18 protein-coding genes are annotated in these 24,514 nt (G+C 44.0%); 6 read left to right on the top strand and 12 right to left on the bottom strand.

The genetic code is table 11. The annotated features are described in order from the left end of the window. The first annotated feature begins 39 nt into the window (after nt 1-39). Both ON01_RS18510 and ON01_RS04935 read left to right on the top strand, forming a co-directional pair. The gene (locus ON01_RS18510; protein WP_175284928.1) at nt 40-375 is read left to right on the top strand and encodes a spore germination protein GerPE; all 336 of its coding nucleotides are present in this window, start codon (nt 40-42) and stop codon (nt 373-375) included. A gap of 152 nt (nt 376-527) precedes the next feature. After that, entirely contained in the window at nt 528-746 is a 219-nt protein-coding gene (locus ON01_RS04935; protein WP_010529898.1) for a spore germination protein, read from the top strand. 131 nt (nt 747-877) lie between these two features. Here the strand turns inward: ON01_RS04935 and addA are convergent, their stop codons facing one another. The 4 genes from addA to ON01_RS04915 form a co-directional block, all read right to left on the bottom strand. Then, a complete protein-coding gene (gene addA / locus ON01_RS04930) occupies nt 878-4,597 on the bottom strand; it encodes a helicase-exonuclease AddAB subunit AddA (protein ID WP_010529897.1) in 3,720 nt (1,239 codons plus the stop codon). Next, the gene (gene addB / locus ON01_RS04925; protein WP_010529896.1) at nt 4,597-8,088 is read right to left on the bottom strand and encodes a helicase-exonuclease AddAB subunit AddB; all 3,492 of its coding nucleotides are present in this window, start codon (nt 8,086-8,088) and stop codon (nt 4,597-4,599) included. Before addB ends, addA begins: the two co-directional genes overlap by 1 nt. 653 nt (nt 8,089-8,741) lie before the next feature. Beyond that, entirely contained in the window at nt 8,742-9,290 is a 549-nt protein-coding gene (lepB, locus tag ON01_RS04920) for a signal peptidase I (protein WP_010529895.1), read from the bottom strand. A gap of 66 nt (nt 9,291-9,356) precedes the next feature. Then, nucleotides 9,357-10,019 (bottom strand): TVP38/TMEM64 family protein, encoded by a 663-nt coding sequence (locus ON01_RS04915; protein ID WP_010529894.1) that lies wholly within the window; start codon nt 10,017-10,019, stop codon nt 9,357-9,359. Between the two features lie 209 nt (nt 10,020-10,228). Here ON01_RS04915 and ON01_RS04910 point away from each other — a divergent pair, with 209 nt between their 5' ends. Then, the gene (locus ON01_RS04910; protein WP_010529893.1) at nt 10,229-10,618 is read left to right on the top strand and encodes a YhjD family protein; all 390 of its coding nucleotides are present in this window, start codon (nt 10,229-10,231) and stop codon (nt 10,616-10,618) included. Here the strand turns inward: ON01_RS04910 and ON01_RS04905 are convergent. The 4 genes from ON01_RS04905 to ON01_RS04890 all read right to left on the bottom strand — a co-directional run bounded on the left by ON01_RS04905 (nt 10,566) and on the right by ON01_RS04890 (nt 14,725). Next, complete coding sequence (locus ON01_RS04905; protein WP_010529892.1) at nt 10,566-11,087, bottom strand: competence protein ComK; 522 nt, start codon at nt 11,085-11,087, stop codon at nt 10,566-10,568. The genes ON01_RS04910 and ON01_RS04905 overlap by 53 nt on opposite strands. A gap of 155 nt (nt 11,088-11,242) precedes the next feature. Continuing rightward, complete coding sequence (locus ON01_RS04900; RefSeq protein ID WP_010529891.1) at nt 11,243-12,781, bottom strand: fatty acid--CoA ligase family protein; 1,539 nt, start codon at nt 12,779-12,781, stop codon at nt 11,243-11,245. 142 nt (nt 12,782-12,923) lie between these two features. Beyond that, the gene (gene lplA, locus ON01_RS04895) at nt 12,924-13,919 is read right to left on the bottom strand and encodes a lipoate--protein ligase (RefSeq protein WP_010529890.1); all 996 of its coding nucleotides are present in this window, start codon (nt 13,917-13,919) and stop codon (nt 12,924-12,926) included. Between the two features lie 71 nt (nt 13,920-13,990). Beyond that, nucleotides 13,991-14,725 carry an MBL fold metallo-hydrolase gene (locus tag ON01_RS04890; RefSeq protein WP_010529889.1) on the bottom strand — a complete coding sequence of 245 codons (735 nt, stop codon included), beginning with the start codon at nt 14,723-14,725 and terminating at the stop codon, nt 13,991-13,993. A gap of 100 nt (nt 14,726-14,825) precedes the next feature. Here ON01_RS04890 and yhfH point away from each other — a divergent pair, with 100 nt between their 5' ends. The 3 genes from yhfH (at nt 14,826) to ON01_RS04880 (ending at nt 18,207) form a co-directional block, all read left to right on the top strand. Next, nucleotides 14,826-14,954 carry a protein YhfH gene (gene yhfH / locus ON01_RS18810; protein ID WP_010529888.1) on the top strand — a complete coding sequence of 43 codons (129 nt, stop codon included), beginning with the start codon at nt 14,826-14,828 and terminating at the stop codon, nt 14,952-14,954. 233 nt (nt 14,955-15,187) lie between these two features. Next, entirely contained in the window at nt 15,188-16,999 is a 1,812-nt protein-coding gene (gene pepF, locus ON01_RS04885) for an oligoendopeptidase F (RefSeq protein ID WP_029328989.1), read from the top strand. Nucleotides 17,000-17,448: 449 nt separating this feature from the next. Further along, the gene (locus ON01_RS04880) at nt 17,449-18,207 is read left to right on the top strand and encodes a nuclease-related domain-containing protein (RefSeq protein WP_010529886.1); all 759 of its coding nucleotides are present in this window, start codon (nt 17,449-17,451) and stop codon (nt 18,205-18,207) included. 621 nt (nt 18,208-18,828) lie between these two features. Here ON01_RS04880 and hemY read toward each other — a convergent pair. From hemY to ON01_RS04860, 4 genes are all read right to left on the bottom strand, one after another. Further along, on the bottom strand, nt 18,829-20,235 hold the full coding sequence (gene hemY / locus ON01_RS04875; protein WP_010529885.1) for a protoporphyrinogen oxidase: 1,407 nt from the start codon (nt 20,233-20,235) through the stop codon (nt 18,829-18,831). Next, nucleotides 20,235-21,170 (bottom strand): ferrochelatase, encoded by a 936-nt coding sequence (hemH, locus tag ON01_RS04870; RefSeq protein WP_010529884.1) that lies wholly within the window; start codon nt 21,168-21,170, stop codon nt 20,235-20,237. Before hemH ends, hemY begins: the two co-directional genes overlap by 1 nt. Nucleotides 21,171-21,194: 24 nt before the next feature. Next, on the bottom strand, nt 21,195-22,229 hold the full coding sequence (gene hemE, locus ON01_RS04865; RefSeq protein ID WP_010529883.1) for a uroporphyrinogen decarboxylase: 1,035 nt from the start codon (nt 22,227-22,229) through the stop codon (nt 21,195-21,197). A gap of 150 nt (nt 22,230-22,379) precedes the next feature. Continuing rightward, nucleotides 22,380-24,509, bottom strand: coding sequence for a transglycosylase domain-containing protein (locus ON01_RS04860; RefSeq protein ID WP_010529882.1), 2,130 nt, complete (start codon nt 24,507-24,509; stop codon nt 22,380-22,382). Between the last annotated feature and the right edge of the window lie 5 nt (nt 24,510-24,514).

Below are 24,514 nucleotides of genomic sequence, written 5' to 3'. Positions count from 1 at the left end.
ATGAAGAAAAACAGAATTGCCTCCGCGGGATATGTTAGTTTGAACGGGTTAACATTCAGTGGTGTTTTCAATATCGGTGATACTAGGCGCGTTAGGTCGACATCTCGTGGAATTGCCCTGCAAAAAGAAGGTGCGAGGTTTAGAGCTGAGGATAACGTTGATTTTAATGATTATTCCCTGTTCAACCGGAAAATAAATTTACCGGAGACCAAAACACCTGTCCAAAAAGACACTTGTCATCATTCAGACACAATAAGCGTGAGTAATGTTGACATTATCGGTATCAGTGAGGCAGCTTTATTCCAGATTGGCAATCTTGGAAGGGCCTATAGTGAATCAAGAATAAAACACTTTCGCAGATATTTGCCTGATTAATGGCACACATATGCTTGTCAATTTCATAAACTATCACAGTTAGAAAACTTGGCTTATCGCCAAGTTTTAATAGCGATAAGCCTAAGTTGCACTTATGCAGTAAGACATTTCTTTACTGCCAAGACTAACAAATACCCTAAGCAGGTGTTTTTATGCCATCAATAGTAGGACCAATCAAAATCAACAGTGTCGATGGAGGCGTCACGAACTTTGGGGACTCCTTTTACCTGGCACCAAAAAGTACGTCGAAAACGAGTTCCGGTTCGGGATCTTTTAACACCGGTGACTTCATTAATACAAACAACGGCGTAAGTTCAACTAATCCGCTTGATCCTGATGTTAACGACCAAAATGTTTCAGGAAACGCCTAAGGTCTACACAGCATCTGTTGTGCAGACCTTTTGCTTTATTATCTCGGAACCCCCTCCTTTCCTGCAAAAAACTTAAAAACCAAACCCTTGATTACCAGGGTTTGGCTAAATGAATTCAATCAGTTTTCAGCTCAAATTTTTAATTCTAGCTGACAGGCGAAGAAATAAAGATATGCTGATTTGACCGGTTCTTTCCAAATACGTTGAAGTGCCTGCTTATAAAGATCCATTTGCACTTCATAACGTTTCGAAAGATTGTCCTTCACACGATCAGTTACATCACCCGTAATTGTATCTGTCTTATAATCGAGGATTACCCAACCGCCGTCCATCGGGATCACACAATCGATAACCCCCTGGATTAAGACGTGTTCATCTGTTTCACCCGTCCAGTTGGCATATACCTCATCTGCAGGCAATGTCAGGCTGAACGGTACTTCACGATAGATAAACGGTGCATTCATGACCAGTTGACCAATCCTGGTTCTAAAAAACGCCTCAACAGCATGAATGTCAATGACATCTGCTTCTTTTCTAGTCAGCATCTCCCGTTCGACCAATGACTCCACAAATTCAGCAATCTCATCAGGCTGCAGTGGTTTTTTCAGTGAAATATGCTGCATCACAGTATGCATGGCGGTTCCGCGTTCGGCAGCTGTAATCGTCTGTTGTTTTTGCATGAACGCCGGTCGCTTGACGATCGGCGGCTGGAACTCCTGGACAAGTTGATCACTGCTGTATTCATCCTTCAGTTCACGCTGCCGCTTTATTTCCGTCACGGTCTGCTTTGCCCGGGAATGTGCTGCCTGTTCATATGGATACGTATACGACAGCCGGTTATCGACCGCCTGATCATATACGTTGTCATCAATATTAAGCGGTTCCCAGTTTAGGATTTTTTCTTTCAGTCCGCTTGCTTCTTCACTCTCTTCCTCATCCAGATTGGCAAAAGAACTCCCGTGTACAATGGACACGTTCCACTCGGATGGATCGATCCGGATCGCTTCAAGCACTTGATCGGATACTTCCACGGTGCGCAACACGCCATTCATTTTATGGCGGATTAAGGCAGGGCCAATCCAATCTAGATATGCTTTCGACTTGATGCGGTAATGCGCGGGCAGTATCCAGTCGGAATGATCGATTATCTGCTCCCACTTCTCCTGCTTTTTGGCAAATGATGCGACATTGCCGACCATCAGCAGTTTTTCCTTAGCTCTTGTCAGCGCTACATATAAAACGCGCATTTCTTCAGCAAGCATTTCCCGCCATTTTTCCTGCTTTATAGCATGGTAGAACAAAGTGGGATACGTGACTCGTTTAACAGGATCAATGTACTTGCTGGCAAAACCAAGATCTTTATGCAGCAAATAGCGCCGGTTCAAATCCTGCATATTAAACTGTTTATCCATGGCACCAAGAATGACAACCGGAAATTCGAGTCCTTTACTCTTATGAATTGTCATGATCCGAACGACATCTTCCTGTTCGCTTAGTGCTCTTGCAGCTCCCAAATCGTCGCCGCGCTCTTCCATCCGTTCAATAAATCGCAGAAACCTGAATAAGCCGCGGAATGACGTTGTCTCATAGCCTCTTGCCCGGTCATAGAGGGCTCTCAGGTTAGCCTGCCGCTGCCGTCCACCCGGCATACCGCCGACAAAGTCATAATAGCCGGTTTCCCGGTAAATCTGCCAAATCAATTCTGATAAAGCTCCCTGACGTGATGCCACACGGTACTTCTTCAGTTTTTCCATGAAGTTGGCCACTTTAACGGCTGTATCACCTGTGTTTTGCTTATGGAAAGCTCTAAGCGCATCATAGTATGCTCCGCGCTTGTCAGCCAACCGCACTTGGCCAAGCTCCTCTTCATTAAGCCCGACAATCGGTGATTTCAGGACAGAAGCAAGCGGAATATCCTGCCTTGGGTTATCAATCACTTTCAGGAGATTCAGCATGATTTTCACTTCGATTGCTTCAAAGTAACCAGTGGAAAGCTCGGCATAAACAGGGATGCCCTGTTTTTTCAATTCATCCAGAATCGTGGGTGCCCATGTCATGGATCTGAGCAAAATAACCATGTCACGATACTGGACATCCCGCTGAGTATCCGTCGTTTTATCATAAACTTTCAGCGGTTCCTTGTCTTTTTGGCCGATCCAGCCTTTGATCCTTTCCGCATAGGCACGCGCTTCAAGCTGTGCCTTCTCCAGATCCCGGTAATCTTCTTCTTCAGGTGTTACGTCTTCTTTTTCTTCCGGCGATTCACGGTCAATAATAACTAGCTCTGGCTCCGGCTCCGATTGAGGCAGATTATCGTACATGTTATTGGCATAAATCAGTTCGGCATCTGGGTCATAATCAATCTCGCCCAATGACTCATCCAGAATCTGTCTAAAGATATAATTGGTACCTGAAAGAACTTGTTCTCGGCTCCTGAAATTGCTTGCCAAGTCAATCCGTTTCGCTGACAGCGCGCCACTGGTAAACCGCTTATACTTGTCGATAAAAAGTGATGGTTCAGCATGACGGAACCGGTATATGCTCTGCTTGACATCACCAACCATAAACATATTACCGGAACCCTGTTGATCACTTATCAGTAACAATATCGTTTCCTGGACAAGGTTTGTGTCCTGATATTCATCCACCAGCAGTTCTGTAAATTGCTCCCTGAGATTGACAGCGACGTTGGATGGTATGACATTTCTGGGAGCTGATGTGTCATCCGTTAACAGCTGCAGACTGTAATGTTCAAGGTCGGAAAAGTCAACAATGGCCCGTTCGCGCTTTTGCCTGGCAAATCGGGCCTTAAATTGCTTGACCACTTCCGTCAGCTGTCTGATCACCGGAGCCAGTTCCTGCATGTCAGCAATATGACCTTCCAGATTACGGCTGAACCATCCGTCTTTCATGTCGTTCCACCGTTTTTTATAACTGTCGCGCAGTTTTTTCGCTTTTTCTTTTTTGCCCTCATTACAATCAGCTTTTTTTCCGGATAATCGTTCAAATGAACTGGATGCCATAAACTGCTGTAAATCGTCCCATGAATCGAGATGTCTGTTAGCCTCGTGCAAATTCGCAAGGTCAGCTTCGATTGTCTCGGCGTAATGATATGGGCCATCGCTTTCCCTTGTCAGGTCCATTGCCAGCTGCATTTCCTGATTGATTGCGTCAAACTCGTTTCTGACTTCATTTTTGATGATTGTAAGCCAGCCCAAATCATCCTCCTGCCAGTCTTCCGGAATATCATAGGTATCTGCAAGCTCATCAAGCCATTGATCCGGCCAGGGATTTTGCATGGCAAATATATATAAATCAAGGACAAGGCTTTCCACATCCGCGTCACTACGGTCACTGGAAAAACGATCAACCACCGCGAAGAAGTTTTGCTGATCCTCTCCTTCCTTTCCATACCATTCCTCAAATAAATCATCGATGACTTCCTGCTTGATCAGGTCAGCTTCCATATCATCCGCGATTCTGAAAGCAGGATCAATATCAAGTAAATACGCATATTGCCTGACGATATCAAGACAGAAAGAATGCAGCGTCGATATCGATGCGCGCTGCAGGAGCGATAATTGCTTTTTCAGATGACTGGATTCCGGATCATCTGCCAACGCCTGCTCAAGTGCAAGTCCGACCCTGTTCCGCATTTCCTGTGCTGCCGCATTTGTAAATGTGACAACAAGCAGCGAATCAATATCTGCCGGGTTTTCTTCTCGTAACAATTTTTGAATGATCCGCTCGACGAGGACAGCCGTTTTGCCCGAGCCGGCTGCCGCGGCAACAAGCACGTCACTGCCATCCGTATAAATGGCTTCTTCCTGTTCTCTTGTCCAGTTGACCATTATGATTCCTCCTTCGTGCGGAGTTTCTCCAAAATTTCATCATCCTTCATGTCTGTCAGCTTCCGATAGTTATTTTCCTCCAAAATTGGGTCAAATTGACAAACAGATAGAAACGGACAATAGGTGCATGCCACCTGTTGTTTATACTGATACGGATTTAAGTGGACGCCACCTGTTGTCATATCAATGCCCGCCTGCATCATCAGATGGTGGATGTGGTCTTGCAAGCTGCGGAACGTCTCATTATCGGCAACCTTTGAATCGCTGTAAAATTCACCGTTCTTTTTAATGCCGGCCGGGATGATCTGACTTCTCCCTGATTCCAGCGTCGTATCCATCATTTTGACGATTTGTTCATCCGACAGCAGCAGCCCCTGCATTTTGTATTTTTTAAACAACTCTTTTTCAATTTCCTCATCAGACATTTTCATGCTACCTGCCACCATCGGGTTATGAACGTGGAAGTAAAGGATGCCGGCCGGTGACGCCTTTACCCCCAGCCATTGTTCGGACTGGGAGAGTACAACTTCCAGGTATGTCAACATCTGCAGTGCCAGGCCATAATAAACCTCAATCAGGTTCAGCCCTTTTTCACTTGACTTGTAATCAATGATCCGTAAAAATAACCCTTCCGCGCTCTCAGCTTTATCAACGCGGTCAATCCGTCCGCGCAGCATTAATTCAAATCCGTTCGGGAGTGGCAATGTTATCGGATTGAGTTTCTGATTATCACCAAAACCAAGCTCAAGCCCCACCGGTGAAAAGTCACTCTGCCGTGCCTGTTCACTTAAAATATAAGTTGCACGTGTGATAACGTCCTGCAATTTTTGCTGAATATATTGATAGCGGTTTGAACTGTGCAAAATTTGATGTTGCAGAACAGGTGCAAGTTTTTCAACTGCCTGCCGTGCATAGCCGAAACTTTCCTTTTGGGTTAATTGCGAAAAGTCCCTGCCTGACTCCTGAATCCACTCAGTGATTTTTTTCAGTGCTTCATGAAAAAGCTGCCCAATATCAGGTGCATCAAGTTTATAGGTCTTTCGTTCCTGCAGCTGCAGGCTGTACTGGGCAAAATGCTGATATGAACAGCGGTAATATGTTTCAAGCCTTGATACACTGGACTTCACCTGTTTCGGATACAGCTGTTCAGTGGTCTTTTGTGATAAGTTAACCGGCCGATTCTGATAATACAAACTTTGCAAAATCTTATAGGTCGTACTGTGTTTCGGGTGGTTTCGGATATACCAGTTCAGAACATGCCACCAGACATCTTTTACCGGATAGCCTTTGCGGCTGCGGGCTAGCTGGGCAGTCAGCGCTGATCTTGTTTTAATTGGCGTCGTAATAAACCGTTCCGCATCAGCCAGTTCTTCAGGATCCTGCAGCAGCAAATGTTCACAGCAGGCAGGAAACAAGTCCTCCACCCGCTTAATCAGCTGTGATGGCACTTTTGATTTCCCTTCCTCATCACTGAGCGGGTAACTAATCCATAAATAGTCCTGAGCTGAGGTGAAGGCCAGATACATATAAAACCAGTCATCCAGCAGCTTCCGTTTGCTGCTTTCCGCAAGTTCCATTCCGTGTTCTGCGAGAATGTTGCGTTCCTGCTCATTGATCAGCCCATCCTCTGTCTGTTTCATAGGCCATACGCCATCATTGACGCCAAGCAAAAATGAGCATTGCACGCCGCTGATCCGCGAACGATCAATTGTTCCAACGATGACATGGTCAATGCTTGGCGGAACGTGAGCAAATGTCAGTGACTCAAAGCCTGCTTCGACTGCAGCCCGGAATGTTTCCATTGACATAGTCTCATCTCCGGCCATTTCAACCATTTCATCCAACAGCTGGATGATAGCATTCCATACTTGTTCCTGTTCACGCGCTTTTTCAATTTGACCTTCTGCATCAAACGTTTCCCGCATTTTTTCAAGCCGCCCCGGCACATCAAGTTCCTCCAGCAGCAAATAAATGATTTCGCACCGTTTTTGTACTGTCTTAGCCGCGCGGATATCTTTGTCAAATCCCTTTAACGCACGCACCACCTGATACCGATATGCATTGATCCGCTCTTGCGTCTTCTTTTCTGCATCTGTCTGTCCTGATTTGTCAAACCCGAGGAAGCGCTGAAAAACCCATTCATCATCAGCGAACCACTGTTCACGTGAGCGGACACCATATTCAAGAACATAATTCTCCAGTTCATCAATCGCATCATCAGTCAACGGATACCCGTCATCTTGTGAGGGGATAAACCCTGTTTTTAACACACGGAACACAGCATCGTATCGCCAATTCCCTTCGACGATATCCATAACCGACCGGATAAATTCGATCAGTGAATGATTCAGCATGCTTCGTTTTTCATCGACAAAAACAGGGATATCATGGTCATCAAAAATCGTGTCAATTAAATCATGATAGACATCGGTCTGACGAATAAACACTGCTATATCTTTAAAACGGTAATGTTCTTCCCTGACAAGCCGGAGGATCTCCTGGGCAACCCCCTCCACTTCTGCACGCGGATGAACCGCCTCAGCGATTTGAACGGGGACCTCACCGTCATACTCAGGGGCTGGCCTGACATCAAAATAGTGTTCCAGATGGGCAAAATACGGTCGCTTATTCAGTCTTCCGTCTTCCTGATCCAATATGACCGGCTCATGTATTGGAATGCTATTCTCCTGTGCAATCGTCCGCAATGTTTGGTATGTCTCTTTTGTCTGATAAAATAAATCCAGTTCGGAAAGATTATCCTCATCCGGAATCTCTGCCGTCAGTGCTACTGTCACCGAATTACATTTTTTCATTAATGCTTCGACAACAAGCAATTCCTTCGGTGAAAACCGATGAAAGCCGTCGAGATAGATATCAGCATTTTCAAGCAATGACGTACCCTGTATTTTATCAGCAAGCAGCTGTAGCTGGTCCTCACTATCAATATATTTATTTTCCATCGCAATCATCAGGTTTTCATAGATATAAGCCAGATCATTAAGCTTGCCTGTCAATGCTGCCTCACCAGGTTCTTTATGAACAAACTGCTCCATCTGCTTCATCTGCATATCCAGCATTTCCGGTGTAATCCTGTAGCGTTTGAATTCAGTAATCATACTCTCAAGCAGTTCCAGGAAGCCTTGCTTCTCTAAAGCCTTCTGGAATATATCCCATTCACTTTCTTTTTCTGAGATAATTTTACGGAGCATCATCTGAATTCCGACTGAGCTGATAAACTGCCTGGTACTGCCTCCTGCTTCCTGCAAAACACGCCATGCCAGCCGTGAAAAGCTGACCACCTGAGCACGGATGCTTCCTTTAATCGCTTCATCCTGAAATAATGCGTATTCCTGCTGAAACGTCATTTGATCAGGCACGATATAAAAAAGTGGCGATCCTTGCGGGTTTTCGATTAATTTCCCCCGTATATCATTTAAAATCCGTTCACTTTTGCCTGTCCCGGCTCTGCCTAATAAAAATCGGATTCCCATATAATTCGTCCCCCCGAATGATGACTTCATTCTTAAGACTGTTTTCTAAAAAATTGTTGACCGTGACACATAATCCATCAACTGCGACGTAAAGGTTGAGTGGAATAACGTCGCTTCGGAAATACACTACGCGCACCTTAGGGCGGCTGGTGAGCCTCCGCGTGCTGACGCACTGCGGGGTCTCACCTATGCCTCTGCTCCCACAAGAGTCTCCGTGTATTTCCTCCGCTAAGTTTTGTTCACTATATCTTGGTAAAACAAATTATTTTATGACAGATAAAAACTGGATTGCTTAACGCTTAAAAGCAGCTGGAATATGCGAGACTCCTGTGGGACAGCGAGCCTAAGAGACCCCACAGCGAGCGTTCTTTGCGAGCGAGGAGGCTTGTGGTGAGCCCACGGAAAGCGAGTATATTCCAGCTGCGTCGTTAGAGATTCTCGCTAACTTCTGGTTTGTGTCCCAGTTCATATCTTCCAGCTATAAAATAATAAAACCTATTTCTCATTTTACCAGAGAAACAGGTTTTAAACACTTTACAAAACGTATGATTCTTTTAACTAGGCATATAACGGAAAGCACCTCGCTACATAACTGCGGATATAACCGGTCCCATTCGGTGTAAAAAAGGCATTCCACTGAATGAAGTTTCACTTTAGCCAAAACTTAGCTGCATTTCGGAAAATGGCCAGTATTTGACATCAACTTTTCCGACAATTGTTTCAGCATTGACAAACCCGATTTCACGGCTATCCAGACTCTCCCCCCGATTATCTCCCATTACGAATATTTTTCCCTCAGGCACTTCGGCTTTACCTGTGACACCTTCCAGTGTGAAATCTTCCGTATACAGTTCGTTGTCACTCATTACTCGAAACGGATCCAAAAATGATTCCTTTGTATATTCCCCGTCAATATACAATTTATCATTCTTGTAAACAATTTCATCACCGGGAAGACCGATGACACGTTTGACATAATCATCCTGTTCATCCGCATGGAATACAACAATGTCGAAACGATCTATATCTGTCAGGTTATAAACCACCTTATTGACCATCAGGAGATTGCCGTCATATAACGTTGGCTCCATTGACTCGCCATTGACAATGTAACTTGCAAACAAGTTGGATCGGAAAACAATGGCAATAAGCAATGCCAATAATATAACCGGCATTATTTTACGAAAATGTTTCTTATTCATTTCAGTTTCCTCCAGGGTATGACTAATTTCGCGGCGTTTCCACTTGTACAAGTCTACCCTGATTGTTCACTTTTTAACCTGTTCACGCTCGGAAATTTCCCTTATAACCGTCTTTCGCTGCAGCCGCCGTTCGATATACTTTCCAAACAGCCAGAACAGGACAATACATACACCGACAACAATTGTTCTGACTGGATTCTTGGCAAACTCAAAAATACTTGAACCAACAAAGGCGATGGAAAAAATCATGACTGACTTTCCCATAAACACTGCCAGAATAAATTGCTGGATGCTTATTTTCGAAAGTCCCGCGACTACATTGATTACCGATGAAGGAGAAAATGGAAAACACATCAAGAGAAAGAGCGGGCCAAAACCATGCCGCTCTACCCAATTAGTCACCCGAACTACTTGCTTGTTGCGGCGTACAGCCACAAATATCCGCTTATCCCCGAGTCTGCGTATCAATAGAAATACAAGCACCGCTCCGAAACTGGCGCCGAGCCATGACAAAATGAACCCTTCCCACAGACCATATGCTGCCGAATTAGCGAGCACAAATACCACTAAAGGCAAAATTGGCAAAAAGGCCTCAATAAATGGCAAAAGGATTCCCGGCAAAGGGCCCAGACTTTCGTATTGATTTAATAGATGTAATATAAATTCGTCCAGCTTGTCCTCTTCAAGCCAGGTTTTCCAGTCCATAATGCTGACGTTTAACAAATACATGTCATCATTGTCCCCTTAATTTGAAGCATCTTCTTCGTCTATTTTTCAGTATAACTGTTTTTGTTCTAATTTATCCGTCCCATATATTCATACCTATTGATAATACCTCTTTCTCTCCATTTTACCTTATATAAAATTTTTTGGTGTATTTTTTGTTCATTTTATCATATAATAAAATGGAACTTATGTTCGGTTACGGAGGAGATGACATGCGCTATCTGAATGACGAAGAACTGCAACTTGCTTCACGCTTTCTGTTTCTTTCAATGGCGATGGTGGTGATTCAGCAGGACCTTTACAACATCCGGTACGGGACTTTTAAAATAAAGGAACCTTATATACACCTTTTGGAAATAATGAATACCGAAGCCGCAAATGAACGAAGAAAGCTGCGAAAGACGATGCAGGATAAAAAGATTCGTGTCGTTACACTGAACAAAAATGACTCTTTTTCATCCTACTTGTTTCTTTGCAGGGGGCGTGAAGAGAAGCGTAACTACTTTAACCCGGCAATCCGCAAAAAAGTGGAGACAATCATTCAGGAACTTATGCAAAGGGCTCTGCCACTTTATCAGCAGTATGATTCTGCAAATACTTAATACGGTTGTCCAGTAAATACCTGTACTGTGCGGTCCGCTGCACCTGATTGAGCATCGAGCCGAATGAAATATTAAGAAGAATGGATCTATGATTCCTGAAAATTATCTCTGTCTGCCTTCCCGGGCCCTGGTTCACCTGATCAATATGTGAATGGGCGATCCATGAACATTTTGGGCTGGTTGGCGAAGTGGTAGGGAAAAAATACATGCCGCTGGTCGGATCAATGGAGATAGGAGCTTTATGTGTGATACCACAAATGCCACGGGTACCATCCTGTCTGCCACGTAGACTGCTCCCGAAAAACTTGCATGCATGATCAATAATTTTACTCGGGGTGTGAGTAACAGCGTATTCTTCTTGTTCTTCCAAAACCAGTGTACTGGTGCGTCCGTTTTCATCCTGCTGAGCGATAACCGCCATTGTAAGGGGAGTCACTTCGTATGATGGAGAATAAAAATTATCTATCATTCTTTTTCATCCTTTCATGTACCATGAAAAGAAAGAGGTATATCTATAATTTACCAATTCAAAGTCAAAAAAACAATATAAATTTCATTTTTTTCTAAAAAGTTAATTCTTATCACACTATAAAAGGTGCTCCGCGCTGCGAAACACCTTTCAATTTATTGTTCTGTCCGTTCACGCAGGTTCTTCCGCAGGATTTTCCCTGTCGTGTTCTTCGGCAGTTCATCCATAAATTCAATTTTCGACGGAACTTTATAGCTGGCCAAATGCCCTTTGCAAAATTCTATCAGTCCCGCTTCATCCAATGAAGAATCATTCGCCACAATAAAGGCAAGAACGGTTTCGCCTGATTCCGGATGCGGTGTTCCAATAACAGCTGTTTCGTCTATGGCAGGATGATCATAAAGTACTTCCTCTACCTCACGCGGATAGACATTGTAACCGCCAACTAGAATCATATCTTTTTTCCGATCGACAATATAAAAATACCCTTCATCATCCATTCGTGCCATGTCACCGGTATAGAGCCAACCGTTCCTTAAAGCTACAGCTGATTCTTCCTCCAATTTATAATAACCCTTCATAACATTCGGTCCACGAACAATCAACTCCCCAACTTCACCGGGCGGCAATTCCTCGCCATACTCGTCGACAACTTTATTTTCCACATTGAGGATACTGGTTCCAATTGAGCCTGGCTTGCGTGGACGATCAAGCGGATTGAAACATGTAACCGGTGAAGACTCCGACAGACCGTAGCCTTCGGAAACCTTGACATCGAAAGCCCTTTCAAAACTTTGCAGCAGTGAAACCGGCATCGCTGATCCACCGGAAATACATAAGCGGAGACCGGAAAAGTCACCTTGACCGTTTTCAGCACTTTGCAGCAGAAAATTGTACATAGTCGGCACACCTGCAAAAACCGTCGCTTCATAAACACGTGCAACCCGGAACACTTCCGGTGGCGAGAACTTCGGCATAATCAACACCGTGCCCCCATTCATCAACGGTGCATTCAGCGCAACCGTCAGACAAAACACATGGAACATTGGTAATGCAGCGATCACCCGATCTTCACCGTTTATGGTTAAATAATCCGCGACGTCTTTCGCATTCGAGTAAATATTTTTGTGGGTAAGCATGGCTCCCTTTGGTTTACCCGTCGTTCCAGACGTATACAGAATGATCGCCGTATCCTCATCATTTGTTCCCGGATCATCAAACCCCAGACTGCCTTCTTCAACCATTTGCGTAAACGATTTCAATTTTGCTGATAGCAAACTTTTGTCATATGGTATATCGGCCCCGCTTTCGCACAATATATAATGCTGAACATCCGGCAGCTGATCAGCAATCGGCTCAAATTTTTCCAACAACACATCCATTGTAATGATTGCTTTTACATCCCCATTTCGCAATATGTAAGACATTTCATGTGATGTATACAATGGATTGACCGGAATGACCACGGCACCCATACGCAATGCACCATACAACCCGATGATATAATATGGACTATTTCCGACGATAAGGGCAATATGGTCCCCTTTCTTATAACCAAGCTGCTGCAGTCGGGAAGCAAATTTCGTTACGGCCCCTTCAAGCTCTAAATAGCTTGTTTCCTGATCCTCGAAAATATAGGCCGGCTTATGACGGTTCTTTCTCGCGGTCAATGTTAATTGTTTGGTTATGTTCACGGCTTCTCTTCCCCCTTAAATTGAATGAATAATCATTCATTTATTGTAAAACAGCATTACTAAAAATTCAAGTGAAAACGGTTTCCCTTTCTGCCGTTAAAAAACCGGCCCTTGAATTTATAGAGCCGGCTTTCTAGCTGTATTAATACAGTAATTTAATAAATTCATCTTTTGGAATCCTGCCGAGATAATGCGGCACATCTACATCTGCCAGTGCTTCCTGAATCGCATTTCGCTCATGGCGAATACCTGTCAGCGCATCCTCCAGGTCACTGACTTCTCCCATTCCGAAAAAATCTCCGTAGATTTTGCAGTTTTCAATCGTGCCGTTTTTGACATCAAGACGAACATCGACCAGTCCGGCATCGAATTTATGTGATGCCTGCACGTTGAATTTAGGCGACTTACCGAAATTCCATTCCCATTTTTGATAGCGATTTTCGGAAATCTTATGGATTTCTTCCCAATCAGCGTCAGTCAGTTCATACTGTGGCACATCTTTGACATCTTCTACATCAAAGACATATTTCAGAATCATTTCTTTAAACTCGTCCATTGAAATCTTTTCATCAAGGTATTCGGAAATGTTGGCAACACGGCTGCGGATTGATTTGATACCTTTTGATTCGATTTTCTCTTTATTAACGTTTAATGCCGATACAACGTTTTCGATTTGCGAATCAAGCATCAATGTCCCATGACTGAACATGCGTCCTCTCGTTGAGAACATAGCATTGCCGGAAATTTTACGGCCCTCAACGGCCAGATCGTTGCGGCCTTTCATTTCAGCAGGCACCCCAAGCTTATTCAGAGCGTCAACAATAGGCTGAGTAAATTTCGCGAAATCCTGGAAGCTTTCCCCGTCATCTTTTGTGATAAAACTGAAATTAAGATTCTGCTCATCGTGGTAGACCGCACCGCCCCCGGAAAGACGGCGGATAACCTTAATGCCGTTATCATCCACGTATTCGGTATTGATTTCTTCAACTGAGTTCTGATTCCGGCCGACAATGATCGAGGGTTGATTGATATAAAATAACAAATATGTATCTTTTTCCCCAAAGTTCTGCAGTATATATTCTTCGATTGCCAGATTTATAGCCGGATCAGTAATGCCCTGATTATCAATAAATTTCATGTATCGTTCCTCCATAATAATCCTAACGTCCTACTATTTAGTCTAATAAAAATACCGATTTCAAGCAAAAATTATGACTTTTGCCATACAAGACCTTCTGCGGCCAGCTCAATACTCCCGTGAAAATATTGTTCTGCTTCTTTCACCAAATCATTGTTGTTACGGTATTGTGGCAAATGGCTGAGAATCAACTTTCCGACATTTGCTTTATCAGCGATCATTGCCCCTTCTTTACTCGTCATATGCCCTGCCGCTGAGCCATCCTGATCTTCATAAAAATTACAGTCCGTGATCAGGAAATCGGCATCTTTGGCAAAATCATACCATTCCGCTTTAAAAGCGGTATCGGCCGTATAGACAAGTGTCGTCTCCCCATCAGTGATTCGCATGCCATAGCATGGCACCGGATGGTCAGTTTTTAAAAACGTGATGGAAAACGGGCCGATTTCCAATACAGCAGCCGGATTATACGCTATTCCTTCTGTGTTTTTATGGGTTAGTGACTTGAATCCTTCCTGATCTTCCGTATGTCCATATATCGGCAGAATGTCATTACTTTCACGAATATAGGACTGTACCAGCCATGCATACTGCAGAACGCCGATATCAGCTACATGATCATGATGATAATGCGACAGAATGACCGCATCCAGATCCATGACATGTTTTGTATTTTGCAATTTGGACAATGAGCCGCTTCCGGCATCAATTAACAATGTGAAATCATCTTTTTCAAGCATATATGCTGACGTTGCACTGTCCGGCGCAGGATAACCGCCCCAATAACCGAGAATCGTTAATTTCAAAAAAATCACCTCAAATTTAAAATTTGTTGTAACACAGCATTGACACAATACATACTGTTATAATACAATGAATTTACCAACTCAAAAGGGGATGTTTAGCATGATGAACGTTGTTGAGTTTTTCAAAAATCTGCCGCAAAAGAAATGCCGCAACTGCGGTCATGAGATTTATGAGAAAGCTGACTGCTACGGCAATCTTTGTGACGAATGTGACCACCCTGCGAGATAAGTATCACTGAATACAAGCTATAACAGCAACTATTTTCATTTTACTGTACGATACACTGCCTTTCCATTAATACAGCTGTTTTGATACAGTTGTATTTTTTTGTCCTATAATAAAGTATTCACTGTAACACGGGCACTTATCCCGTGATTTTTTATTTAAATCCGAAAATGATGTTATTTCAGTTATTTTTATTTTATAATTTATTAGAGAAGCGAATGGAAGGGAGTATTGTTATGAAGACCGAAACGAAACGTCTGGCACGATCTGAAGTACCTAAAGAACAAACATGGGACTTAACTGATTTATTTACTTCGCATGAAGATTGGGAATATGAATTGAAGGCTGTCCAAGCAAACGTCAGTGATGTTACCCAATATAAAGGCAACTTGGTAACAAGCGCTGAAAACCTGTTAAACGGTCTGAAAGCAAAGAAGAATTTTGAAAAACGCCTGATATGTGTGGCGACCTACGCCAATCTAAAATCGAGCGCGGATGGAACTGATCCGCAAAATCAGGCAGATTCCGCCAAAGTATCATCTGTACTGGCTGCAATCGGTGCGAAATTATCGTTCGTTGAAACTGAACTACTGCAATTAACGAACGATATAATCGACCACTTCATAAGCGAAGAACCGGAGCTGGAAATATACCGAAAAATGCTTGAGGACGTCCTGGAAAAAAAGCCGTTCACACTGGCACCTGAAATTGAAGAAACACTTGCTGCACTTGATGAAGTACATAGTGCACCTTTCATGATCTATGAACGAAGCAAATCCGCTGACATGAAATTTGATCCAATAAAAGACAGTAATGGTAGCGAACTGCCAATGTCAGCCGCCCTTTTCGAGGACAGCTACGAATTGTCGCCTGATACAGATACCCGCAGAAACGCGTATGACTCATTTATTAAAACACTGAACCAGTACAAGAACACATATGCTGCAACATACGCTACCGAAGTGACCAAACAGGTTACAACGTCACGCCTGCGTACCTATGATTCGGTAACCGATATGCTTCTCCACCCGCAGCAGGTAACCAAGGAGATGTATCATAATCAGCTCGACGTCATTCAGGAAGAATTAGCGCCGCACATGCGCCGGTATGCCAAACTGAAACAGCAGAAATTGGGACTTAACGAGATGCGCTACGCCGATCTAAAAGCACCACTTGATCCGGACTTTAACCCGGAGACAACTTACAAGGAAGCAACAGATACGATCCGTGAAGCGCTGCAGATTATGGGGGCGGAATACAGTGATATCATTCAGGAAGGGATTAATAACCGCTGGATTGACCGTGCTGACAATGTCGGAAAACAGACTGGCGCATTTTGTGCCTCTCCCTATGGTGTCCATCCCTATATCCTGATTACATGGACAGACACGATGCGGGGGGCATTTGTTCTGGCACATGAACTTGGGCACGCCGGCCATTTCTATCTGGCCGGAAAAAATCAGTCCCTTGTAAACACAAGGCCGTCCACTTACTTTGTCGAGGCACCATCAACCCTGAACGAATTACTGCTTGCCGATCATATGATGGCCAAAACTGATGACAAGCGGATGAAACGCTGGGTCATCAGCTCACTGCTTGGAACCTATTACCATAACTTCGTGACACATCTGTTGGAGGCTGAATTTCAGCGCCGCATTTATGCTCTGGCTGAAGAAGGAACGCCACTGACAGCCACGGTTTTGTCCGAACAGAAGATAGAGGCAATCGAAAACTTCTGGGGAGATGCTGTATCAATTGATGATGGCGCTGGCCTGATGTGGATGCGCCAGCCGCACTATTATATGGGGTTATATCCATATACGTATTCAGCTGGTCTAACGATTTCGACCGCTATGGCCGGAATGATCCGTAAAGAAGGTCAACCGGCTGTCGATCGCTGGATGGCTGTTTTAAAGGCAGGCGGTACAATGAAACCGCTAGACCTGGCCAAAAAGGCTGGTATCGATATGTCACAGCCTGATGCCATCAGAGAAGCTGTCGCCTATGTAGGTGAACTCGTTGACGAATTGGAGAAAAGTTATGAATAGGAACGCTGTGTCCCAGTTTCGACTGGGGCACTTTTTTATCAGAAAGGTTTGTCCGGTGATGCTTCTGTTGATATTTCCTGTATCCTGTCGATACTATTAATCTTCTGCCGATAAGTTTTCTCTTCTGTCGATACTACCGCTTATCTGTTGATTTCCCCTGTCTTCTGTTGATATTATCATTCTTCCGTAGATTTAATTGCTATTCTGCAGATTCTGTTCATCTCCTGCCGGTATATACTTTTAAAAGTTCTGTTGACTCTTTTTTTCGCCGCCGTTATATCCATTCTTCTAGACAGTCCTTTCGTAATCGCTTTTTCATGTCAGTTTAAACTTCGAGTGGCATTTTATCGTGACTGGGCTATTTTGTCACAAAAGATTCATAGCTTACAGCAGGAAATTATAATCTTTTGCAGAATATATAGCTAATAACAAAAAGGAGTGATTCAAATTTGACCCCGACTATTATCAAATATAGAAAAAAGTCTCATGCACTATTAAGTTATGAAGCGTTGTTTCGAAGGATTTCTAAGGCTTACCTGCCAAATGACGCGATTGTTGCTTACAAACGGGAAAAAGCAGGTTATGACGGCGAAAGAAATGTTGACTACAAACTTTCCACGTACCCACATGAAGATTTCTTCATTTTTCAAGGCATCCGATTGGCAAACCCTCCATTTAACTTTCAAATTGACACGCTCATCTTGACAACAAGCTTTATCTGCATTCTTGAGGTTAAAAATAAAAAAGGTACATTTAAATATGATTCAAAACAGCAGCAGTTGACGCAAGAAACAAATAGAGAAGTAGTATATTCTTTTAAGGATCCGATTTTGCAGGCCGAAGCACAGAAAACACATTTAACATCCTGGCTGGGGCGTCATGGTATTTTTAATATTCCGATTGAAATCCTTGTTGTCGTCGCTTATCCCTCAACCATTATTGAAAATGTAACAAAAGATCCGGATGTTTATAATAAAATCATTCACAATGAAAGTTTGCACCAGCATTTGGATCGATTAAACAGTAAATTTACAGAGGAACAATTTACAACAGCGGGGTTAAGAAAGCTGAGCAGAACCTTGTTGCATGAAGATACTCCTCGGATAGACATATTACGGGAGCATAATTTAACTGAACGGCATTTGATAAAAGGAATACCTTGTGAGAGATGCCAGCATTACCCTATGAAGCGCTTATACAAAAAATGACAGTGTCCAAACTGCCACTTTACGTCCTTTAAGGCCCATGAGAGGGTTATATTGGATTATTTTCTTCTTCATGGAACGATAATTACAAATAAAAAATGCCGAGAAACTCTGCAGATTGATTCACCAAGAACAGCTCATACCATTTTAAAAAGCATGCAGCTTCAGCACGATGGACAAAATAGAGGAAGAAAATACCATGCACTGAGCATTAGCGATTTTCCACAACATTCCCCATTTCCATATATAAATAGTTCAAAACAAATCGAGCAATTTTATTAAGATGGATGGTTTTTCGGGGATTCTTTTATTCTTCTGGTGATACATTTTATCTTCTGCCGATAAGTTTTCTCTTCTGTCGATACTACCGCTTATCTGTTGATTTTCCCTGTCTTCTGTTGATATTATCATGCTTCCGTAGATTTAATTGCTATTCTGCAGATTCCCGGTTTCTCCTGCTGATACCCGCCATGTATAGCATTTAACCGTTAGAAAACTTGGCTTATCGCCAAGATTTAATGGCGAAAGTCTAAGTTGCACTTATGCAGTAAGAAAGTATTTATACTTTCTTAACTGCCACAAAAGACCGGCATCAAACGTACAGTCTGATGTTGATCTCAAAAATCAGCCACGCAAATATTCCAGCACATCAGCGACCGCTTTTTCGCCTTGATCGATACAGTCCGGTATGCCGACGCCTTCATAGGAACTGCCGGCCATAAAGACGCCCGGGAGTTCCTGCCGCATACTTTCACGTACGTTGGCAATCCGCTCGGTATGTCCGACCGTATACTGGGGCATTGCATCTTGCCAGCGGCTGATGACGCTGAATTCAGGTTTTGCCGTAATATTCATTGTTTTGTTTAAGTCATTCAGGACAATGTCGACAATTTCGTCATCTGATAAATCTACAACCGATTGATCATCCGGTCTGCCGACATAGCAGCGGACGAGTGCTTTACCTTCAGGTGCAGCATTTGGCCACTTTTTATGCGTCCAGGTGCAAGCAGTGATTCTAAAGTCACTGTTTCGGGACACCACAAATCCGGTGCCATCGATATCCCTTTCAATCGCTGATTCATCAAACGCCATAGCAACATTGGCCACAGAGGTAGCTGGGATATCACGAAATTCATCAAAAGCGTCAAACTGGCTGAACGTTTTCGGCAGCGTATAATGTGGTGTCGCCAAGATGACCGTATCTGCTTTGTACACCTCACCATTGCTTAACAAAACGTTATAACCGTGCTCCTTTTTCTCGACATGGTCAACTCCAGTGTTGAGCGAAATCATATCACCCAGTACCTCCTCAAGGCGTTCAACCAATGTTTCCAGTCCATTTTCGAACGAGTAAAACATGCCTTGTTTTTTCCCGCCCGATTTTTTCTGCTTCTTCTTGTCCGGCATTGTTTTCCGAAGACCCTTGATCAGACTGCGGTGTTCCTGTTCAAGCTGATAAAAATTCGGGAATGTCGCCATAATGCCCATATCATCAAGATTACCAGCGTAAATCCCTGATAAAAGCGGTTCAATCAAATTTTCCACCAGTTCATCACCGAAACGCCGGCGGAAGAATCCTCCCAATGACTGGTCACCTGTTTTCCCTCTTGGCATTACAAAATCCATCCCGGCACGGAGTTTCCCCGTAGGCGAAAAAATACTGGAAAATAAAAACGGACGAACGCTTACAGGTACCCCCATATATGAACCTTTAGGTATCTGATGCAGCTTGTTATTGACCAGTATATAGGATTGTCCTGTGCCATTTCGGACCAGTTCATCACTTAACCCGAGTTCCCTGACTAATTTGATCCCCGGCTGTTTACGCGATAAAAATGAGTCCGGCCCCTGCTCAATGACAAATCCGTTGCGTCTGGTTGTTTTAATTTTGCCGCCCGGCCGGTTTCCTGCTTCAACAAGTTTTACCTCATAAGGCAAGCCTTTTTCGTTGATCTCTTTTTGCAAATAGTAGGCAGCGGATAAACCTGTTATGCCGCCGCCTGCTATTAATATCTTTTTCATTTCACTCATCATACTTCACGCTTCGCTTGATTCATAACAACATCAGCAAGGGTTGCAATAAATTGTGGATGAGCGTTCGGCATTTCCGGGCGGTGATAGGTCGCTCCGAGTTCATCGCAAACCACTTTACACTCATAGTCATTGTCATATAACACTTCCAGGTGATCAGCAATAAAGCCGACCGGTGCATAAACGAACGAACGGTAACCTTTCTGCTCATACAAATCGCGAGTCAGATCCTGCACATCCGGACCAAGCCATGGATCCGGTGTGTTGCCTTCACTTTGCCAGCCGATTGCATAGTTCTTGATCCCAGTCGCCTCAGAAATCAGACGGGCTGTTTCTTTCAGCTGATCCGGATATGGGTCGCCGTCCTTAAGAATCTTTTCCGGAAGGCTGTGCGCGGAAACGACCAGTACAGCTTTTTCCCGCTCATCTGCAGGCATGTCATCATATACGGCACTGATTTGGTCAGCCCAGTATTTGATAAAGCCCGGCTCGTTATACCAGCTTTCAACTGATTCAATGGAAATGCCATATTTCTCAGCTGTGTCATTAGCACGCTTGTTATACGATTTGACACTGAACGTTGAATAATGCGGTGCCAGAACAATGGAAACAGCTTCCTCAATACCATCTTCTGCCATTTGCTGGACGGCATCTTCAATAAACGGGTGGATATGCTTCAAGCCAATGTATGCCTTAAATTCAACATCATCCTGAGACGCATTCAATTTTTCTTCCAATGCTTTGGTCTGTTCTTCCGTAATTCTAGCCAGTGGTGAAATGCCGCCGATTGCCTTATAACGATCTTTCAAATCCTGCAATGCTTCTTCAGACGGCTTTCTTCCATGGCGGATATCTGTGTAATACGGCTCAATGTCTTCTTCCTTGTAAGGCGTTCCGTATGCCATCACAAGCAGTCCCAATTTTTTCTTTCCCATTTACAACACCTCGTCAGTTTCAATTTATCGCTTCGAATACGTATGAATAAGCTCGGTCAATTTTTTTAGTGTTTCCGGTTTTATGTCCGGTGTAACGCCGTGGCCAAGGTTGAACACATGTCCACCCTGCCCCAGGCTTTCGTCCAGAATGGCCTTCGTTTTCGCGTCAATCGTTTTCCAGTCTGCGAGAAGCACTGTCGGATCAAGATTACCCTGCAGTACTTTGGTAACTCCCATTTGTCGCGCTTCAGTAATGGAAGTGCGCCAGTCAAGACCAATGACATCCACAGGCAGATCGTTCCATTCCAACAGCAAATGCCGTGCACCAACACCGAATACAATCAATGGCACATTCTTTGGCCGCAATTCTGTAAAAATCCGATTCATGACCGGCTTGATATAATACCGGTAATCCTCTGCGTCCAGAGCGCCGACCCACGAATCAAAAATTTGAATGGCCCTTGCCCCGGCATCTATTTGTGCCTTCACATAAGCAATCGTCATGTCTGCCAGTTTATCCATCAGAGCAAACCAGACATCCGGCTGACTATACATGAGTGCTTTGGTCTGACTGTAATTCTTGGATGGTCCGCCTTCAATCATATAACTTGCTAATGTAAATGGAGCACCGCTGAATCCAATCAGCGGAACATCCAACTGTTCTTCTGTCAAAAGGCGAATCGTTTCCAGAACATACGGCACATCCGCTTCCGGATTAATCATCCCAAGCCGTTCCACGTCCTGGAAATTCGTGATCGGATTGTCAATCACCGGACCGACTCCCTTTTTAATTTCCACGTCCACGCCAAGTGACGGAAGAGGTGACATAATATCCTTATACAAAATGGCTGCGTCCACTCCGTAGTGTTCCACTGGAAGGCGCGTAACATAGGCGCATAATTCCGGCTGGTGCGTAATTTCAAATAAGGAGTATTTTTCCTTCAGTTTACGGTATTCTTTCTGGGATCTTCCTGCCTGACGCATAAACCATGCAGGCGTATGCTCAGTTTTTTCCCCGTTATAAGCTTTCAAGATTGTATCATTAAAATTGTTCGTCACTTACTTCACCCTTTTTCACACAACGTAAGCACAATTACCTATATTCAACTATAGCGATTTCCCGTTTCATTGTATAGAAATCATCAGGGATTGTCATCAATTTGTCTAAATTAGCTCTTAGCCCTTGTTTAGTTATTATCAGCTTTACCTTCACATCGATAGTTCAACCGTATTAGATTTCTGTCCTTCCGTTTTGGTCAGAGGGTTATACGGCACCACATAATACCGCGAGGAACCGAAAATCCGGAGACGTTCAACCGTGTATTCGTTGGCTCCTTCCACTGTACCAACCCGTTCGTCAAGGCCTTCTTTTTCTTGATAAACATGGTAAACAATCCGTTCATCCTCAGGCTTTGTCCATTCAAGCCTGCCATTGAATAACGAAAAGCCGCCAAACGCATAATCGCCATGTAATGTAATGTTCTCCGGCAAATCGATCGGTTCCGGCAAAGCCGCCACCTTATCCGGTTTTTCAAACGATACTGCCAGACTCTTCCGCTGATCAATTTCTGTTAAAATATCTTTTGTCAGTTTAGTCGGCATTTCACTTCCTGCCGTTAAAAAATGATTTTCATCAGATGTGTCGTAGCCCATCCATGCAGCACTCACATATTCCGGTGTGTAGCCGACAAACCACGCATCTTTTACTGCTCCTTCGACATGCGGGTGCTGCGTTGAGCCGGTTTTTCCCGCCAGTGCTTTCGGATACTCACCCGCCTGGCCGGTACCTTCTGTAACAGCATTGGATAATATCTCCGTCATGTTCCAGGCTACTTGCGGACTGAACACTTCAGTCGTTTTTGCTTCTGCCTGTTGGATAACCTCATCTTCCCTGTTAATGATTTGCTCAATCGCATGCGCATCGATTGTTTTACCGCCATTCGCAAATGCGCGATAGCTTTGGGCCATTTGTAAAGGTGTTACACCATCTGATAAACCGCCTAACGCAATTGCCAGTCCGTCGTCCTCAATCGGCATGTTCAGTTTATGCAAATACGCCTTTGCATAAGATATACCTATTTCGTTTAACAGCCAAACGGACGGCGCATTTTTCGATTTCACCAATGCATCATATACAGAAACAGCACCAGCGTACCGATTATCATAATTCGTTGCAGTGTACCCGTCGATTTCCATTTTCTGATCAGGGATCACCGTATAGGGCTGGTACGTTTCCTGCATCATCGCGGGACCGTATACCGCAAGTGGCTTTATCGCTGATCCCGGCTGCCGGTTCAGCATCACTCGATTCAGATCGCCTATTTGGTAATCCCTGCCGCCGATCGCAGCAGCAATTTTTCCCGAATTCTGTTCCAGCATCACAAAGGCGCCCTCAACCCCGCCGGTATTACCGGGAAAATACGATCCATTCTGAAATTTTTCGTGGGCAATCTGCTGGACCTCAGGATCGATGTTAACAACTATTTGATAGCCGCCGCGCTGCAACTCTTCGGCTGATAGCTGGTAATCATCCTCAGCTTCGTTTAACATAAGATCAATATAGCTGGCGACCCATGGCTTTGGCTCATACTCCTGCACATTCAGCCCCAGCGTGTTCCCTTGTGCCTTTAGCCGCTCCTCAGTTGAGATACTGCCTGTCTCCTCCATTGCCTTCAGAACAATATCCCGTCTATTTTCGGCTTTATCGGGGTGATTAATTGGCGAGTAACCGTTCGGTGCTTTCGCCATCCCCGCCAGAAGCGCCCCCTCTGTTAAGGATAACGCGTCAGCAGATTTATTAAAAAATTTCCGAGATGCAGCCTCAATACCATAAACACCTTCACCAAAATAGATTTCATTTAAATATAATTCCAGAATTTCACTTTTGGTCAGGGTACGTTCTAGATAAATGGCAGCCATTACCTCTTTGGTCTTGCGCAGCCAAGTTTTATCATTAGTCAGGAATAAATTTTTCGCAAGCTGCTGTGTGATTGTGCTGGCACCCTCTACTTTTGCCATTGCCACGATGTCCCTGTACACGGCACGAACAACTGAAATGAAATCAACCCCTGCATGATCATAAAAGCGTCTGTCCTCTACAGCTATGAATGCTTCCTGGACATGCTCAGGGATACTTTCAAGCGATACAGGTATCCGGTTTTCATCATATAACTTGCCGATGACTGTTCCATCATTGGTTTCTATCGTCGTAGTAGCATTAAGAATCATGTCTTCTTTATCAGCAATAAGCCCGCCACCAATTAAAATGACACCATAGCCAATGATCGTGAGCCCCAGAATGAAAGTCAATGAAAGCAACAGCCATTTTAGCTTTTTCATCTTAT

Source organism: Lentibacillus jeotgali, assembly GCF_000224785.1.
GTDB classification, from domain to species: Bacteria; Bacillota; Bacilli; order Bacillales; family Amphibacillaceae; genus Lentibacillus; species Lentibacillus jeotgali.
This window is presented reverse-complemented; position numbering and strand designations above follow the sequence as displayed.